Genomic DNA, 17012 nt, shown 5'->3' with positions numbered 1-17012 from the left:
AAAAACACTTTGGCGTTGGGCGCGGTGTGCCTCGCGTCGCTGATGTTCGGCCTCGAAATCTCCAGCGTGCCGGTGATCCTGCCGACGCTCGAACGCGTGCTGCACGGCGACTTCAAAGGCATGCAGTGGATCATGAACGCCTACACGCTCGCGGTGACCACCGTCCTGATGGCAACCGGCACGCTCGCGGACCGCTTCGGCCGCCGGCGCATCTTCGTTGTCGGCATCGCGCTGTTCGGCATCACGTCGCTGATCTGCGGACTCGCGCAAAGCGTTCCGACGCTGATCGTCGCGCGCCTGTTGCAAGGCGCGAGCGGCGGCGCCATGCTGATCTGCCAGGTGGCCGTGCTATCGCATCAGTTCAGCGACGGGCCCGAACGCGCTCGCGCATTCAGCGCGTGGGGCATTATCTTCGGTATTGGACTCGGGTTTGGGCCGATCATCGGCGGGGCCATCGTGGCGTTGTCGAGTTGGCAATGGGTCTTCTGGGTGCACGCGCTACTCGCTGTCGTGACCTTGACGCTCGTTTTCAGCGGCGTGCAGGAATCGCGCGACCCGCATGCGCATACGCTCGACGTTGCCGGCATCGTCACGTTGTCGTTGGCGGTGTTCGGGCTCGTGTATTTCATCACGCAAGTTCCGGCGCTTGGATTCAGCAATCCGCGTGCGCTCTTCATTGTCGCCGCGACGTTGGTCGCCTTCGTGGCTTTTCTGTTTGCCGAGAAACTCAATACGCGGCCCATGTTCGACTTTTCAGTGTTCAGGATTCCGCAGTTTTCCGGTGCACTGATGGGTTCGGCGGGCATGAACTTCAGCTTCTGGCCGTTCATGATCTATCTGCCGATCTATTTCCAGATCGGCCTCGGCTACGACAGCGTGAGCGCCGGACTGGCACTGCTCGCTTATACGCTGCCGACGCTGCTGTTTCCGCCGCTCGGCGAACGTCTCGCACTGCGTTACGGCTCGGGAATCGCCATACCTGCCGGCCTGTTTACGATCGGCCTCGGCTTCATGCTGATGCGTTACGGCAGCGGCGCCGCGCATGCCAACGCATGGACCCTGTTGCCAGGTTGCATGATCGCGGGCGCGGGCCTCGGTCTCACCAATACGCCCGTCACCAATACGACCACCGCCGCGGTTCCCGCGGAACGCGCGGGTATGGCGTCGGGCATCGATATGAGTGCGCGGATGATTACGCTCGCGATCAACATCGCGTTGATGGGTGCAATCCTGGTCGGCGGAATTCTTGCCAGTCTGAAGACGCGCTTGCCGAAGACGCTCGACACCGCGCCGCTCGGCAGACTCGCCGAGAAAATCGCAGCGGGCGATGTCGAAGCAGTCAGGACGGGGATGCCCACCCTGGCGCAAATCGACCCGTCGGGAAGCGTCGTGCATGCCGCGTTGATGCAAGGCTTCGGCTGGGTGATGGTTTACGGCGGAATCGGCGTGTGGGTACTTGCCGCGCTCAGTTTCGCGATTTCCGGCAGCGCGTCGAGAAGGCTAAGCAGCGACAAACGCGTGCCGACGCAACAGCAGCAGCAGCAACCGGCTCGATGCGACGCGTGTAGCTAGCGCTTCTTCGACGGCGCCGTGCACAAGCGAATAAGTTCAGAGCGGCGCCTGCGCGCCGCTCCACCGCTCACGCTTCGACTTGTATCTTCTGCCCCGCCATTATCGCGAGCCCTTCGTTCAAAGCCGGGAAAAGACTGCGGTTGAAATTGTTCCAGCGCAGTTCGAGGATCGTATCGTCCTTATCGATTTCGGTGTTCAGCACGTCGTGAATCACCTCGCCCGAATCGATTCCGTTGTCGACATAGTGAAACGATGCACCCGTCAAATAGAGCGGTTCGACCGCCACGGTTTCCATCGTCTTCCAGTTGACCACCTTCTTGCCGCGCGCGCCGTAGAGCGCATCGAGCGTCGCATACGCGCCGCGCCGCTCGTACGGCGATTCGGCGCGCGTTACGCCCGGATGAATGTTCACAATCTTGCGATAGAACGGCGCACCCGGCCGAACCAGTTCGTCGAGAATGATCAGCAACCCATCAAGCACGACGATGTCGGCCTTCAACTCCACTAGCGTATCGAGCAGATGCTTTTCGAAAGCGCTCTTGCCTGCCGGTCGTCCCGGCGCATCGAGCGGTTCACGCCGGTACGTCGATGGAATCGCGAGCAGCAGATCGTTGACCGGCTTGCCTTGCACGCGCAGATTCGGCGGATAAAACCAGCGCTTGCCCGGCTCATAAGCGAAGCCGTATTCCATCAGTTTCTCGCGATCCACGCTGGAGCCGGCGTCGTCGTCGTAAATGACTTTTTCGAGCGAGTACTGATCGCCCAGTTCGGTGTCGTTTAGCGCCTCGACGAGCGACTCCAGCACCGACTTCATGTAGCGCGTGCCGCTCTTGTACGCGATCTCCTGACCGGCCTTGTCGGCGGCGGCATTTCTAAGCGACCAGATGTAAACGAGTTTCTTCTTCGGCATAGTAGTTTCTTGTGTATGTGAGTCGTGGCACACCAGGACCCGGTTTTCTAAGGCAGAAGCGGCGGCTTTTGTTAAAGAGCGAAGGCCATGCGACCGACGCTCGTTTCGTTTTCTTGTGCTTGTTGTGTCCGGCCGCCCAACCGGTCCTGCGATGCATAGTGTGCGAGCGACTCGGCGATTTCGTCCGAGCGCAGCGCGAGCACCGATAGCAGCGTGTCGGAGAGCCCATGAGTGTCTTCGCAGCAGCCTTGCAGATAAACGCGCGGCTTGAAACTCGCCGGCGTGGCAAGCCGGTAATCACGTTCGACGTTGCCTTGCGCAAGCGCATCGCCGAGATGCGGCGCGAGCCCATCCAGCAGGTCGAAATGCGTGTCGCGGCGATAGCCCGTCGCGAGCACCAGTGCGTCGAATTGCTCGGCTCGCGCGTGGCCGCTCAGACGATCACGCAGCGTGAGTTCGATCTGCCCGCCCGCCGTGCGCACCGCCGTTTCGATGCCGGTGTTCGCCAGCAGCCGGTGCCGCGGATCGGCGGACACGTTCTGCAGATAAAGCATTTCGTAGATCTGCTCGATCAGCGGACGGTCGACCACCGCATAGTTGGTGTCGCGAAAGCGCTCGATCAGTGAACGCCGGCCGTCGCGCGGCTGCGCGTAGACGATATCGGTAAAGGCGGGGCTAAAGATCTCGTTGACGAACGGGCTGTCGTCGGCGGGTTTCAGCGCGCTCGAGCGGATGATGAGGCTCGCATCGACGTGCGGGAAGCGGCGCGTCAGATCGACGAACACCTCGGCGGCGCTCTGTCCCGCGCCGATCACCGCCACGCGTTTTCGCGCACCGTCCGCAGGCCCGACCGTACGGTCGATGGACGTCAGGTACTGCGACGAATGCACGATGTTGTGCGTGCCGAGCGCGGCAAATGCTTCCGGCACTTGCGGACCGCCGCCGATGCCGACCGACAGCGCCCGTGTCACGCGCTGCCACTCGCGGCCTTCGCTGTCGCGCGAGAAAACCCGCAGCGCTTCAACGTCGTTCATATTCGTGGTGCTCCTGACCGCTTCGATGCCAGTCACGGTTTGCCCATAGTTCACGCGATCATCGAACGACGCTGCGACCCAGCTCAGGTAATCGTGAAACTCCACGCGCGTCGGATAGAAGTTCTTCAGATTGACGAAATCCGCCAGACGTCCATGCTCGAACAGATAATTGATGAACGTAAAGCGGCTTTTCGGATCGCGCATTGTCACGAGATCCTTGAGGAAGGAAATCTGCATCCGGCAATCGTCGAGCAACATGCCGCGATGCCAGCCGAATTCCGGCTGACGTTCGATGAAGCAATGCGCAAGGTCCGACACGCCGGCCTCTTCGGCGAGGCGCACGGCAAGCGCGAGATTCGACGGTCCGAAGCCGATTCCGATCAGATCAAATACGGTGTCTCTGTGCATGTCGCAGGTCCTTATCGGTGGAAGCCGGCGCGCTGCATACGCGGGCCGGTGAAAACTCTTTCGTGATTGATGCGGTTTTATTCATTGCGTTTTTTGCCGGCTTTCTTTTTTACCGGCGTTCTTACTGGCTTCATGCGCCGTCCCGTAACTCGACGACACTCGATCCCCGCGCAACGAGCCGTGCCCCGAGCTGTGCAAAGGTCGGCGCGGCGAACACGTCGGCGATTTCCAGCGCATGGCCGGCGGCCCGTGCGGCATCGACGAAGCGAACCACGTCGAACGAACTCGCGCCCGCTTCGAACAGGTCGTCGTGATGCGCGGGCGTGTTGCCTTCGAATAGATCGCTCCAGACGCGTTCAAGAACCTGGGCTCGTTGCGATGCTTCGTTGTGAGATGTCGCGCTCACGTGCGCGCCGCCCGCGACGCTCGCGGACTCCAATGCAAAGCGCGCGGCTGAAGCACCCAGTTGCTCGTGCGGCGCATCGACGAACTGCTGCACCACGTCCAGATAGTCGGCGGTCAATACCTCGACAAAACGGTCGTCCACCAGCTCGTTCGCATACGAGAAGGCGCCGGTCACGCGTCCGTCGGCATGTTCAACTACATCCAGTTCCAATTCGAACACCACGCGGTGCCGCACGTCGTTGAAATCTTCGAGCGTTAGACCGGCCCAGTCGCGTTCCGCCGTTCCCGCTGGGCGCAGGTAGTTGAACATCACCGAGAACAAAGGATTGCCGGCCTCCGCGCGAGGAGCGCGCAATGCCGCAACCACGTCTGCGAACGGCGTGTCAGCGTGCGCATAAGCGGCGAGCGCGGCATCGCGGACTTCGGCGAGCAGCGTCGCGGGCGTGTCGGTTTTCGCGAGCCGCGTGCGCACGACAACCGCATTGATGAAGAGTCCAAGCGCGCGGCGCGCGGCCTCGCCGGTCAGTTCGCGCGTCGAGGCGAGCACGCCGACCGGCTGATCGGTGACGCCCGTCGCGCGATAGAAGGCCACGTTCAGCGCGGCATGCAGCAACATGGGCAGCGTGGCGTGAACTTCGAGCGCCATTGAGCGGGCGCGGCGCACGAGCGCCGGGCTGAATTCGAACGCGAGACGGCCGCAACTCCAACTCGGCGACGCAGCACGGCCCGACGACGGTGCCGGCAGCATGTGCGACGGCGCATCCGTCAATGCATCGCGCCAGAACGACAGGCGCGCTCGCGGCGCGGCGACCGGCAAGATCAGTTCCTGATTCGCAGCCGTTCCCAATACTGCAGCTCTCGGCGACGCGCCGCGCACGATCGCGACATACGTGGTGCGTACGTCGTCGAGCCATAGATCGATCGACTGACCGTCCGACACGATGTGATGCACGACCAGCGACAACACATGATCGTGCTCGGCAAGACGCAATAAGCGCGCACGCCAAAATGGCGAGTTGTCGAGCAGATGGAATGGCGTGAGCGCGTCTTCGTCGGTCAGCGCAACAGCGGCGCTCTCGCGGGCGGCGGCCGAAGGATCGCCGGACAGATCGACAACGGGCAGATCGAACAGCGCCGGCTCGGCCACGCGTTGACCCGGCAACTGTCCGTCGCGTTCAACGAGCCGCACACGCAGCGCCGGATGTCGCGCGGCCGCTTGAGCAAACGCTTCGCGCAACGCATCGATATCGAGCGCGCCACGCAAACGCAGCGCGACGGGAATGTTGTACGCCGCGCTGTCCGGTTGCGAGCGCCACAGGAACCACAAGCTTAATTGCGCGGAAGAAAGCGGCAGAACGCCGTTCGCGTCCGCTGTCGGTTGTGAATTCGAAACGCCACTCGAAGCGTCATTGCCCACGTCGGCCAGCGCTTCGCTGCGCGCCGACGCCAGCACCCGTTGCGCGTATTGCGCGAGCGTCGGTGCTTCGAAGAGCGTGCGCACCGGCACATCGCGAGCGAGCCGCTCGGCCACGCGCGTCGCCACGCGGACCGCCGCGAGCGAATGCCCGCCGAGTTCGAAGAAATGATCAGCGCGACCGACACGCTCCACGCCCAGCACTTCGCGGAAAATCTGCGCAAGCGCGGTTTCGAGCCCCGCTGCGGGCGCCTGATAGGCGCGTGCGACTCGCTGCGGCTCCGGCAATGCCGCGCGGTCCACCTTGCTGTTGGCATTGCGCGGCAACGCGTCGAGCACGACGATATGCGCGGGCACCATGTAATCCGGCAGCGTATGACGCAGATGCGCGTCGAGTTCCGCCGCATCCGCGCGCGTGCTGCGTTCACGCGCCTCGGCGCTCAATTCGACATACGCCACCAGTGCCGCTTGCGCTCCCTTGCCATGCACGATCGCCACGGCTTCGCGCACATCGTCGTGCGCGGCGAGTTGCGCTTCGATCTCACCGAGTTCGATCCGCAAGCCGCGCAGCTTCACCTGATGATCGACGCGGCCGATAAAATCGAACACGCCGTCCGCGCGCCGCTTGACGAGGTCGCCCGTGCGATAGAGCCGTGCGCCCGGCGCACCGAACGGATCCGGCACGAAGCGCTCGGCCGTGAGCGCCGGCCGGTCGAGATAGCCGCGCGCGACACCCACGCCCTCGCCGCCCAGATACAACTCGCCGATCACGCCAACGGGCAGCGGATTCAAGCGTGCATCGAGCACATGCGCCGAACGCGCGCCAACCAGCGTGCCGATCGGCAAATAGGCGCTGTCCGCGAGCTTCGCGGTATCGTCGGTCGGATAGAACATCCACAGCATCGGCGTGATGACGGTTTCGGTCGGCCCGTATCCGTTGACGATGCGCGCATTCGGAAACGCCCTGCGCATCAGCGCGAACGCTTCGCGCGAGGTGGCTTCACCGCCCACCGTCAGCGAACGCAAACTCGGCGGCGCACCATGTGCGAGTGCCCATTCGGCGAGTTGGGTCGCGCAACCGGGCGGCACGTAAGTCATGGTCACGCCCTCGCGCACCATCATCCGGCAGGTTTGCGCGGGCGGCCACAGCGTGTCCGCCGTAATCGCCACGGCCGCGCCGGACATGTACTGCGAAAACCAGCCTTCATGCGCGCCGTCGAAATTGACCGACTGGAACAGCAGGAACACGTCACGTTCGCCCGCACCGTAGCGCTCCGCAATCGCCGCGCAATGCAGCGCAAACGAGCCGTGATCGACAACCACGCCCTTCGGTTTGCCCGTCGAACCGGACGTATAGATCACATACGCCGCCTGATGCGGCGACACGCGCGGCAACTCGACATGCGCTGCCGAGGGTTCGTCAGCCTGCGGTTCCTCGTCGATCAGCCACAACCGCAAATGGTCCGACGCCGGCAACGCAGCGACACTCCCGCGTTCCGTGATGACGTGCGTGATCTGCGCATCGTCGAGAATCTGCGCGAGACGCTCACGCGGATGGCTCGGGTCGAGCGGGACGAACGCGCCGCCCGACTTCAGCGCCGCGATCAGACCGACCAGCAGATCCACCGAGCGGCTCAGCGCGACGCCGACCCGCATCTCCGCACTCACGCCTGCCGCGACCAGACGTTGCGCCAAACGCGCGGCTCGCGCATCCACCTCGCCGCGCGTGAGCGAGCGGTTCATATCCGCGACGCCACGAGCATCCGGCCGCGCGCTGGCATGGTCGGCGACACGCTGATGCACCGGTCTAAATGCTGCTTCAGCAGGGAATGCCGTGCTATTCCATGCGTCGAGTTGTGCGCGTTCCGCTTCTGGCAGCCATTGCAAATCGCCGACTGCAGTGGCGGATGCTGCCGTCGCATTCGACAGCAACTCGATGAATCGCGCGGCGAGGCGCTCTATCGCATCGGCGTCGAACAGATCGAGTGCGTAAATAAAGTACGCATCGATCGAATCGTCGTCGCGTTCCTCGAAACTCAGCGTCAAATCGAACTTGGCGAACGGCGCACCCGAAGGCAACTCCGTCATGCGCACTTCCGCAAGCGACGGCAAACGGCGCCGCGCGCCATAAGCGGCCATCACCTGAAACAGCGGATGATGACTCGCGCTACGCACCACGCCGAGCGCTTCGACCACCTGTTCGAACGGCACGTCCTGATGCGACTGGGCGTCGATCAGCGTTCGCTGCGTCGCGCCGACCAGCGCGGCGAATGGCTGCGCCGCGGGAACCGGCGTGGCAAGCGTGAGCGTGTTTACGAAGAAGCCGACGAGACCGGCCACTTCGCCGCGTTCGCGATTGGCCGCGGGCACGCCGATCTGAATCTGTGTTTCGCCCGAAGAACGCGCGAGCAACGCACTCAATGCCGCCAGCAACACGGCGAACGGTGTCGCGCGCTGTGCATTGGCCAAGGTCTTCACTTGCTGCACGAGCGCGGCATCGAGAACGAAGCGATGCCGTGCGCCACGCGCGCTACGCTGCGCCGGACGCGGCGCAGCGCCCGGCAACATCAGCACGTCGCGATTCGCATCCAGCCGCTCGCGCCAGAACGCCAACTGACGTTCACGTTCACCCGCGTCGAGCCAACGGCGCTGCCACAGCGCGAAGTCGGCATACTGAATCGGCAATGGCGCAAGCGACACCGCTTCGCTTTTCGCATACGCGCGATAGAACGACGCCAGTTCCGCCAGTATCACGTCCGCGGACCAGCCGTCGGAGACGATGTGATGCGTCGTCAACGCGAGCCAGTGCGTGTTCGTATCGAGACGGATCAGGTGCGCGCGCATCAGCGGGCCGAGCGATAGATCGAAGGACTTCGCTTCGTCGGCCTGCGCGATGTCGGCGGCACGCGCCTCGCGCTGGTCGGCGGGCCACGAACTCACGTCGCTCGCGTGCCATGGGCAGCGCGACGGCGCATGCACCGTCTGCAATACGCCGTCGCCGCTTTCGGTGAAAGTCGTACGCAGCGCTTCGTGGCGCGCGATCAGCGCGTCACATGAGAGACGCAGCGCGTTGGCGTCGAGCGCGCCGTCCAGGCGCAGCCGTTCGGTGATGTGATACGCGGCCGGTTCGTCGATCATCCGCGCATGCAGCCACAGACGCGTTTGCGCGAACGAAGCCGGCACGCTCGCGGTGCGCTCGGCGCGCGGCGGAATCGGCAGCACGCGGAAGTCGATGCCGGCGGCGTCGAGTTTCGTGAGAAAGGCCTTGCGCTGCGCATCCGGCAACAGCGCGAAGCGTGACGCAAGGGACAGCAGATCCGGTTTGGCAGTGGTCATGCTAAGTGGTCTCAGTACGGGCCGGCGTGTTGGCTCATTGCAGTTCGAATTCGTCGAGCAGCGCATCGATCGCGCTCGCGGTATCGCCTGCGCCGTGTGCATCGCGCTCCGCGAGCGCGCGGTCGATCGCGGCGGCGCAGCGCTGCAAGGTCCGCTCGTCGAACAGGGTGCGTAGCGGCAGGATCAGCGTCCAGTGCAGATTCGCCTGCGCGTTGGCTTGCGTCGCGAGCAGCGAGTGGCCGCCCAGCGCAAAGAAATCGTCGTCGCGGCCAATCGTGTCGACGCGCAGCACGCGCTTCCAGATCTCGGCAAGTTCACGCTCCGTCTCGGTGGCGGCCACGCAGATAGCGCTTTCTGACGCGGTGCCACGCACAGGAGCCGGCAATGCGTGACGGTCGCATTTGCCGTTCGGCGTGACAGGCAGAGCATCCATCGCGACCAGGTACGACGGCACCATATACGACGGCAGTTGCGCACGCAAATCGTCGAGCAGCGCCTGCGTATCGAGTGCGTTGTCCGCACCGCACGCCACGTAGCCGATCAATTGCTCGTCACGCACGATCACCACGGCATCGTGCACGCCCGGCGCCGCGCGCAGCAGCGCTTCGATTTCGCTAGGCTCGATCCGCTGGCCACGCAATTTCACTTGCGTGTCCATGCGGCCGAGATAGTCGAGCGCACCATCCGCGCGACGACGCGCAAGGTCGCCGGTTCGATACAGCCGCGCGCCGCGCGAGAACGGATCGGGAACGAAGCGTTCCGCCGTCAGCGCAGCGCGGCCGAGGTAGCCGCGCGCGAGTCCCACGCCGCCCAGGTAGAGTTCGCCGATCGCGCCTTGCGGCAGCGGTTGCAACGCTGCGTCGAGCACGTGCAATTGCAGGTTGGCAATCGGGTGACCGATCGGCACGGACGCCGCGTCGGCATCGCGCGCGTCGCACGTCCAATGCGAAACGTCGATGGCGGCTTCCGTCGGGCCGTAGAGGTTATAGAGCCGCGCGTGCGGCAATTGTCTGGCGACACGCGCCACCAGTTCCGGCGCGAGCGCTTCGCCGCTGGCGACGATTCGCTCGATGCTTGCACAGCGCGCCGCCGCATGAAAGTCTTCAAGATGAGCGACGAAGGCCGCGAGCATCGACGGAACGAAATGCAGCGTCGTGACGCGATGAGTTTCGATGGCCGCGACGAGTCGCGCCGGATCGCGATGATCGCCAGGCGCCGCGATGGCGAGCTTCGCGCCGATGGCGAGTGGCCACACGAACTCCCATACCGACACGTCGAAACCGAACGGCGTCTTGTGCAACACGACGTCGTCGGCGTCGAGGCGATACGCGTCCTGCATCCACGCAATGCGGTTCGCCAGCGCGCGATGCGTATTGCCCGCGCCTTTGGGCTTGCCTGTGGAACCGGACGTGTAGATCAGGTAGGCGAGTTGATCGGGCGCGACCGGCACGGGAGCGCTGAGCGTGAAGTCGGCGCCGCGCAGTGCGTCGACGGTAAGGATTTTCACGCCTGTGTTGTCGACCGCTGCCATGACACGTTCCAGCAGATGCGGTTGCGTCAGCACAACTGCGGGCTTCGCGTCGTCGAGCAGATAGGCGATGCGGTCCGCCGGATAGTCGGGATCGATCGGCAAGTAGGCCGCGCCCGCTTTGAGCACGCCGATCAGCGCCGCGACCATGTCGAATGAACGCTCGACGCACAGCGCCACTGCCGTGTCCGCGCGCACGCCGGCTTCGATGAGCGAGGCGGCGACGCGATCGGCGTTCGCATCCAGTTCGCCGTAGGTCATCTGCTGCGTGTGCCCTTGCGCGTCAGAGAATTCAAGCGCAATCGCGTCGGGTGACGCCAGTGCCTTCTGTTCGAACTGGCGATGCAGCGCCTGCTGCGTGCCTGGCCACACTTGCGCGGTCGAATTGAAACGCGCCAGCGCGGCCAGATCGTCGGCGGCGGAAATCGAAATCGTGCCGAGCGGTGCGTCCGCATTGGCGATCAACCCCGCGAGGCACGCGGCAAATGCGCGATGCAATGCGGCGACACGCGCTTCATCGAGTTGCGCGGCATCGTAGCCGTAGTCGATCGTGAGCGTCGCGCCCGCTTCGATCACCAGCGTGAGCGCAAAGTCGGTCGCTTCGATATTGCGCAATTCACGCAGCTTGAGCGCGCGCTCGTCGCGGCCTTGCCATGCTTCATCCACGGGATAGTTTTCGAACACGACCAGCGTGTCGAACAGCGCGCCGCCACCTTGTCCCGCCCATTGCTGGATTTCGTAGAGCGGCGTATGCGCGTGCTCCGCGGCCGCGGCGTTGTCGCGCTGCAAATCGTGCAGCCATGCCGATGCACGGCGTTGCGGCAACGGCGCCGTAATCACCGGCAGCGTGTTGATGAAAAGACCCAGCACGGTATCGACGTCCGGCAACGCATCTGGACGGCCGGCGATTGTCGCGCCGAACGCGACGGCCGTGTGATACGTCATCCGTTGCAGTGCTAGCGCCCACGCGCCCTGCACCATCGTGTTGACCGTGACCTTCAGACGGCGCGCGGTTTCGGTGAGGCGCGCCGTGGTCGCTGCGTCGATCGTTTCACGCCGCGTGAGATGCTGCGATTCGCGGCCGCTCGCGGACTCGCGCTCGGCAACCAGCGTCGGTTCGTCGAGCAACGCGAGACGCTGCAGCCAGAAGGCGCGTTCACTGTCGGTGTCGCGTGCGGCCAGCCACGCGATGAAGTCGCGATAGCGCGTTTTCGCGGGCGCCGCGAACGGTTGCGGACGCGGCGGCTCGATATAGTCGCGCAGCACGTCGGCGAAAAAACGCGCCGTGCTCCAGCCGTCGAGCAGCAAATGATGGCGCGTCCAGACGAGACGCCAGGCGTCGTCCGTGATGCGGATCAGCGCGACGCGCATCAACGGCGGCGACGTCAGATCGAAACCGCGCGCACGGTCGGCGCTGAGCCAGCCTTCGAACGCATCATGCGTGTGCGCGCCACGCTCGCGCCAATCGAGAATTTCGACCGGCATACGCGCCTGACGATGCACGATCTGCATCGGCGTCGCTTCGTCCGGCGTGAAGCTGGTCCGCAGAATGTCGTGGCGCGGCACAGCGGCTTCGAACGCAGCGCGCAGACGCTCCACGTCCGGCTCGATCAAGGTCGCGACCAGTTGATTCACATAAGTGGATTGCTCGGGCGCGAACAGCGAGTGGAACAGAATGCCGTGCTGCATCGGCGAAAGCGGATAGATATCGTCGATGCTGCGCAAGTCGTGCGGCACGCGCTCCAGCGCGGCCTGCGTCAAGCCGCCCGCGCGCGCGAGCGGATAGTCGCCAGGCGTCGCGCCACCGCCGCGTTGCGCGAGGCGCGCCGCGCATGCCGCCGTCAATGCCGCGAGCGCGCTTTCAAAGCGCTGCGCGATGGCCTCCACGGTAGCGCGCTCGAATTGCGTTGCACCGTAGACCCAATGGATTTTGAGCGTGCGCGTGACATCGCCGTCGATATAGGCATGAATCGCCAACGCGTTGCCGATCGGCCCCGCCGGATCGCGTTCGCGGCCCGCGCCGCCGAAACGCGGCACGAGCGCCGCTTCGCGCGGTGCGTCGAATTGGCCGAGATAGTTGAAGGTCACATGCGGACGCGGCACGGCGGCGAGTGCGGCGCGCGTCGCCGGGTCGCCGTAGTGACGCAGCACGCCGAAACCGAGGCCCTTGTTCGGCACCGCTCGCAGCGTGTCCTTGACCGCACCGAGCGTGGCCGCCGGCGTGCTTTCAAGCGTGAACTGCACCGGGTAATGACTCGTGAGCCAGCCAGGCGTACGGCTGACATCGACATCGTCGAACACAGCCTCGCGGCCGTGGCCTTCGAGTTCGATACGGCAAACAGGCATGTCGAGCGACTGCGCCAGCGCAGCGATCAGCAGTTCGATCATCTGCGTGCGGTATGCGGCATTCGCTTCCGTCAATGCGGCGCGTGTCAGATCGGCGCCGATGGTCTGGATCACGGATTGCGCGTCGGCGTTGGTCGCCTTGGCTTGCGGACGGTCGAGCGGCAGATCGTCGTAGGGCTCGGCGAGTGCGGCCCAGTACGGCAGCTCAGCAACAAACGGCGAGTTCGTGATGTCGAGTGCTGCGCGTGCGAGCCGTGCCGCCCATTCCTGCGCACTCGTCCCCGTCGACGCGAGACGCACGCTGCGACGCTCGCAAGCGGCGCGATAGGCGGCGTCGAGGTCGTCGAGCAAGACACGCCACGTCACGCCGTCGACGATGATATGGTGGATCGCCAGATAGAGCTTCGTGGTGCCGTCTGGCAGCAGCGCGGCCAGCGCGCAGACGAGCGGGCCGTGCGTCAGATCGAGCGTGCCCTGCAAGGCGTCGAATTGGGCTAGCGCGTCGGCTTCGTCGCGTGCGGAACTCGCGGCGAGCGGCAGTGTTTCGAATGCGCGCTCGGCCAGATCGAGACGCCATTCGCCTTGCGCACCGACCGGCGTGAAACGCTGACGGAATATCTCATGATGCGCCAGCAACGTTTCGAACGCGCGCGCGAAAGCGTCGAAGTCGAACGGTGCTTGCGTGTCGAGTTCGATGGATTGATTCCAGTGACCACGCCGCGGAATATCCAGTGCGAAGAAACGCAGTTGGGCGGGCGTGAGCGTGGCGGAGTGCCCGGCTTTGGCGGGTACAGGCTGTGACTTCGATGCACCCGGCGCGGCCTGCGCACTGATGTCCACCGTCGTTGCGACACGTGCGAGTTGCGCGAGCGTGGGCGCATCGAACAGTTGCTTCGGTGTAAAACGCACACCGCGCTTGCGCGAACGGGCGATCACCTGCAATACAAGAATCGAATCGCCGCCCAGTTCGAAGAAGTTATCGTCGCGGCCCACGCGTTCGGCTTTGAGCACATCCTTCCACACTGCGGCGAGCGCTTCTTCCGTTGCGCCTTGCGGCGCGTCGCCCACTGCCACCGATGGCGCCGGCGCAGCCGCCTGCGCCCGCAATGCCGCGCGATCCACCTTGCCGTTGGCGGTCACCGGCAACGCGGCGACATGCTGCAACACGGCCGGCACCATGTAGTCCGGCAAACGCGCGCTCAACGCCGCGCGCAATGCGGCTTCGTCGAAGCGGGCATCGCTCGTCAAGGCGACGAAGGAGGCCAGACGCAAGCGCCCCTCGTGCTCTACGGCCAGCGTTTCGGCCTGAACGATACCGTCCAGCGCGCGCAGTGCCGCGCTGACTTCGCCGGGTTCGACGCGGTAGCCGCGAATCTTGACCTGATCGTCGAGGCGGCCCAGAAAATCCAGCCGGCGATCGGCGCGCAATCTCACGCGATCGCCCGTTCGATAGAGACGCTCGCCAGGCGCGAACGGATTCGGCACGAAACGCTCTGCGGTCGCCGCGGCGCGATTCAGATAACCGCGCGCCAAACCTGGTCCGCCGAGATACAACTCGCCGATCGCGCCCGGCGGTACGCTCGCGCCGTAACTGTCGAGCACGCAAGCGTAGGCGTTCGGCAGCGGCAGACCAAGCGGCACCGCTTGTGCGTTGCGCGCGCTCAGCGCACGCAATGCGGCTTGCGCGGGCGCCGACGTGTCGCACGTCAGCGCGCCTACCGTTGCTTCGGTCGGGCCATAGTGATTGATCACGCGGCAAGTCGGCTTTAGTGCCGCGATCCGCTCGACCAGCGACCATGGCAACGTTTCGCCGCCCGTCACGAGCGCATGCGCGGGCAGCACGTCGGCCGGATGCTGCGCGTCGAGCAGCGCGTGCAAGTGGCTCGGCACAATCTTGAGAATGCCGACGTTGCGTGTGCGCATTTCGTGGGCGAATCGATCGGGATCGAATGCGCATTGCGCGGGCAACAGATGCAGCGTGCGGCCCGAACAGAGCGCACCGAATAGCGTCGTGTGGCCGAGGTCGGCGGCGACGGTGGAGACCATTGCCATGGATGCGCCGGCGGCGAATGCGAGTTCGTCGAGCATGCCTTCGACGTAGTCGGCCAGCGCTCCATGCGAGATGACGACGCCTTTCGGCGTGCCGGTCGAGCCGGAGGTGAAGATCAGGTAGGCGGCCTGGTTCGCCAAAGGGGTCGTGGGTAATGCGGTTGCGCGTCTGGTTGCGGTTGCCTCGTCCACGCTCGTCGGCGATGACGCTTGCGTGAGCGCATCGAAGTCCAGCGTGCTTGCCGCGCCTACCGCGGCCATAGTTTGCGCTTGATTCGCCGTCACAATCCATCGCGCGCCACACGCTTCAACGGAAGCAGTCAGACGCTCACGCGGCGCGGCAGGATCCAGCGGCACGACGTACGCACCGGACTTCATCACGCCGATCAGCGCAACGGCAAAGCGCACCGACCGCTCGATACATACCGCCACCGGCTGCTCCGCGTCGACCCCACGTTGACGCAAAGCGAATGCGATACGGTCGGACGCCGCATCGACTTCGGCGTACGTGAGTTGCGTCTCGGCATCCGCGAGCACCACGCGATCCGGCGTTGCACGTGTATGCCGCGCGAACAGCGCGAGCACGTTGTCAGCCGCCGGCTGGAATTCACGGCCACGCCGCGCGGGCCGATAGTCGGCGCTATCCGCGCAATCCAGTTCGGCGATCGCGCGCTGCGGATCGCGCACGGCATCGGCGACGAGCGCGGCATAGCTGTGCAGCCACGCGTGGGCAGTCGCTTCATCGATACCGTCGAGCGCGTAAGCGACGACTAGTTCGATGCCGCGCGGATCGTCGGTGAAATCGAGTGCATAGTCGAAGCGGGCGGCAAGATCCAGACCCGGCGACATGCGCACCGAAGCGCCCGGCAATTCAGCCGACAACTCCAGATCGAACTGCTGCGCGAACTTCACCTTGAGCCACGCATCGCCGCGCCGCACCGGCGGCTTGACGGCGTCGAGCACCTGATCGAACGGCACATCCTGATGCGCGAACGCGTCAAATGCGGCACGGCGCACGTCATCGAGCAGCGCGGCGAACGATTGATCCGGCGTGACACGCGTTCGCAGTGCAAGCGTGTTGAGGAAGAGACCCACCAGCGGCGCGGTCTCCATGCGTTGCCGATGCGCGATCGGCGCGGCCACGACTATGTCGGTGGTGCCGGTCAACCGGTAAAGCCAGGCGTCGAAGGCCGCGAGCAGTACGGTGAACGGCGAAGCCTGCACGCGTCGCGCCGTTTCCCGCACGGCCTCGGAAAGCGCAACAGGCAAACGCAGCGCGACACGGCCGCCGCGATAGTCGTGTTCCGGCGAGCGCGGGCGGTCGAGTGGCAAGGCTAGCGCTTCGGGTGCATCGCGCAGTGCGTCGCGCCAGTACGCCAGTTGCCTGTCACGTTCGCCGGCTGCGAGCCAGTCGCGTTGCCATTGCGCGTAGTCGGCATACTGGATGGCCAACGGGGGCAATTGCGGCTCGCTTCCCACAGCGAAGGCTGCGTAGGCGATGCGCAGTTCGTCGAAGGCGCAGCGCGAACTCCAGCCGTCGCTAATCGAATGATGCGTGGTCAACAGAAAGCGCTGCGTGTTGTCCGTGAGCGTGACGAGCGCGGCGCGCACGAGCGGACCTCTAGACAAATCGAAAGCCACGCCGACTTGCCGTTCGGTCAACTCCACCAATCGTGACGTGCGTTCGGCCTCGTCGCAAGCGCGCAAATCGAATTGCGCGATCGGCACCGGCAAGCGTGCATGAATGCGCTGGATGACGATGCCGTCGTCGGACTCGACCAGCGTGGTTCGCCACGCTTGATGACGCGCGATCAGACAATCAAGCGCGCGTTGCAGCGTCCCGATCTCTAGCGCGCCCTGCACGTCCCATTGCACGGCGACGTGATATGCCGCGCCGGCGTCCTGCGTTTGTGCGAGCACCCAGAAGCGCTGCTGCGCGAACGAGGCGGCACGGTCGACAAACGGCGCGTCGCTGGTCTGCACCACGGTGATGGCATGCGAACCCATGGA

4 protein-coding genes and 1 pseudogene are annotated in these 17012 nt (G+C 64.8%); 1 reads left to right on the top strand and 4 read right to left on the bottom strand.

Annotated elements, in window-relative coordinates; genetic code table 11:
- The first annotated feature begins 42 nt into the window (after positions 1-42).
- Positions 43-1572 carry an MFS transporter gene (locus tag B0G75_RS02295; RefSeq protein ID WP_374956868.1) on the top strand — a complete coding sequence of 510 codons (1530 nt, stop codon included), beginning with the start codon at positions 43-45 and terminating at the stop codon, positions 1570-1572.
- A gap of 67 nt (positions 1573-1639) precedes the next feature.
- Here B0G75_RS02295 and B0G75_RS02290 read toward each other — a convergent pair whose 3' ends face one another.
- The 4 genes and pseudogenes from B0G75_RS02290 to B0G75_RS02275 form a co-directional block, all read right to left on the bottom strand.
- Positions 1640-2482, bottom strand: a complete 843-nt coding sequence (locus tag B0G75_RS02290) for a N(5)-hydroxyornithine transformylase PvdF (protein WP_106300252.1) — start codon at positions 2480-2482, stop codon at positions 1640-1642.
- 71 nt (positions 2483-2553) lie between these two features.
- On the bottom strand, positions 2554-3924 hold the full coding sequence (locus tag B0G75_RS02285; protein WP_106300250.1) for a lysine N(6)-hydroxylase/L-ornithine N(5)-oxygenase family protein: 1371 nt from the start codon (positions 3922-3924) through the stop codon (positions 2554-2556).
- Between the two features lie 130 nt (positions 3925-4054).
- Complete coding sequence (locus B0G75_RS02280; protein WP_106300248.1) at positions 4055-9079, bottom strand: non-ribosomal peptide synthetase; 5025 nt, start codon at positions 9077-9079, stop codon at positions 4055-4057.
- 34 nt (positions 9080-9113) lie between these two features.
- Positions 9114-16955: pseudogene (locus tag B0G75_RS02275) on the bottom strand (amino acid adenylation domain-containing protein); the annotation flags it as partial.
- Between the last annotated feature and the right edge of the window lie 57 nt (positions 16956-17012).

The organism is Paraburkholderia sp. BL18I3N2 (assembly GCF_003001875.1).
Classification (GTDB): domain Bacteria; phylum Pseudomonadota; class Gammaproteobacteria; order Burkholderiales; family Burkholderiaceae; genus Paraburkholderia; species Paraburkholderia phytofirmans.
Note: the sequence above shows the minus strand (reverse complement) of the source record. Positions and strands in the feature narration are given on the sequence as shown.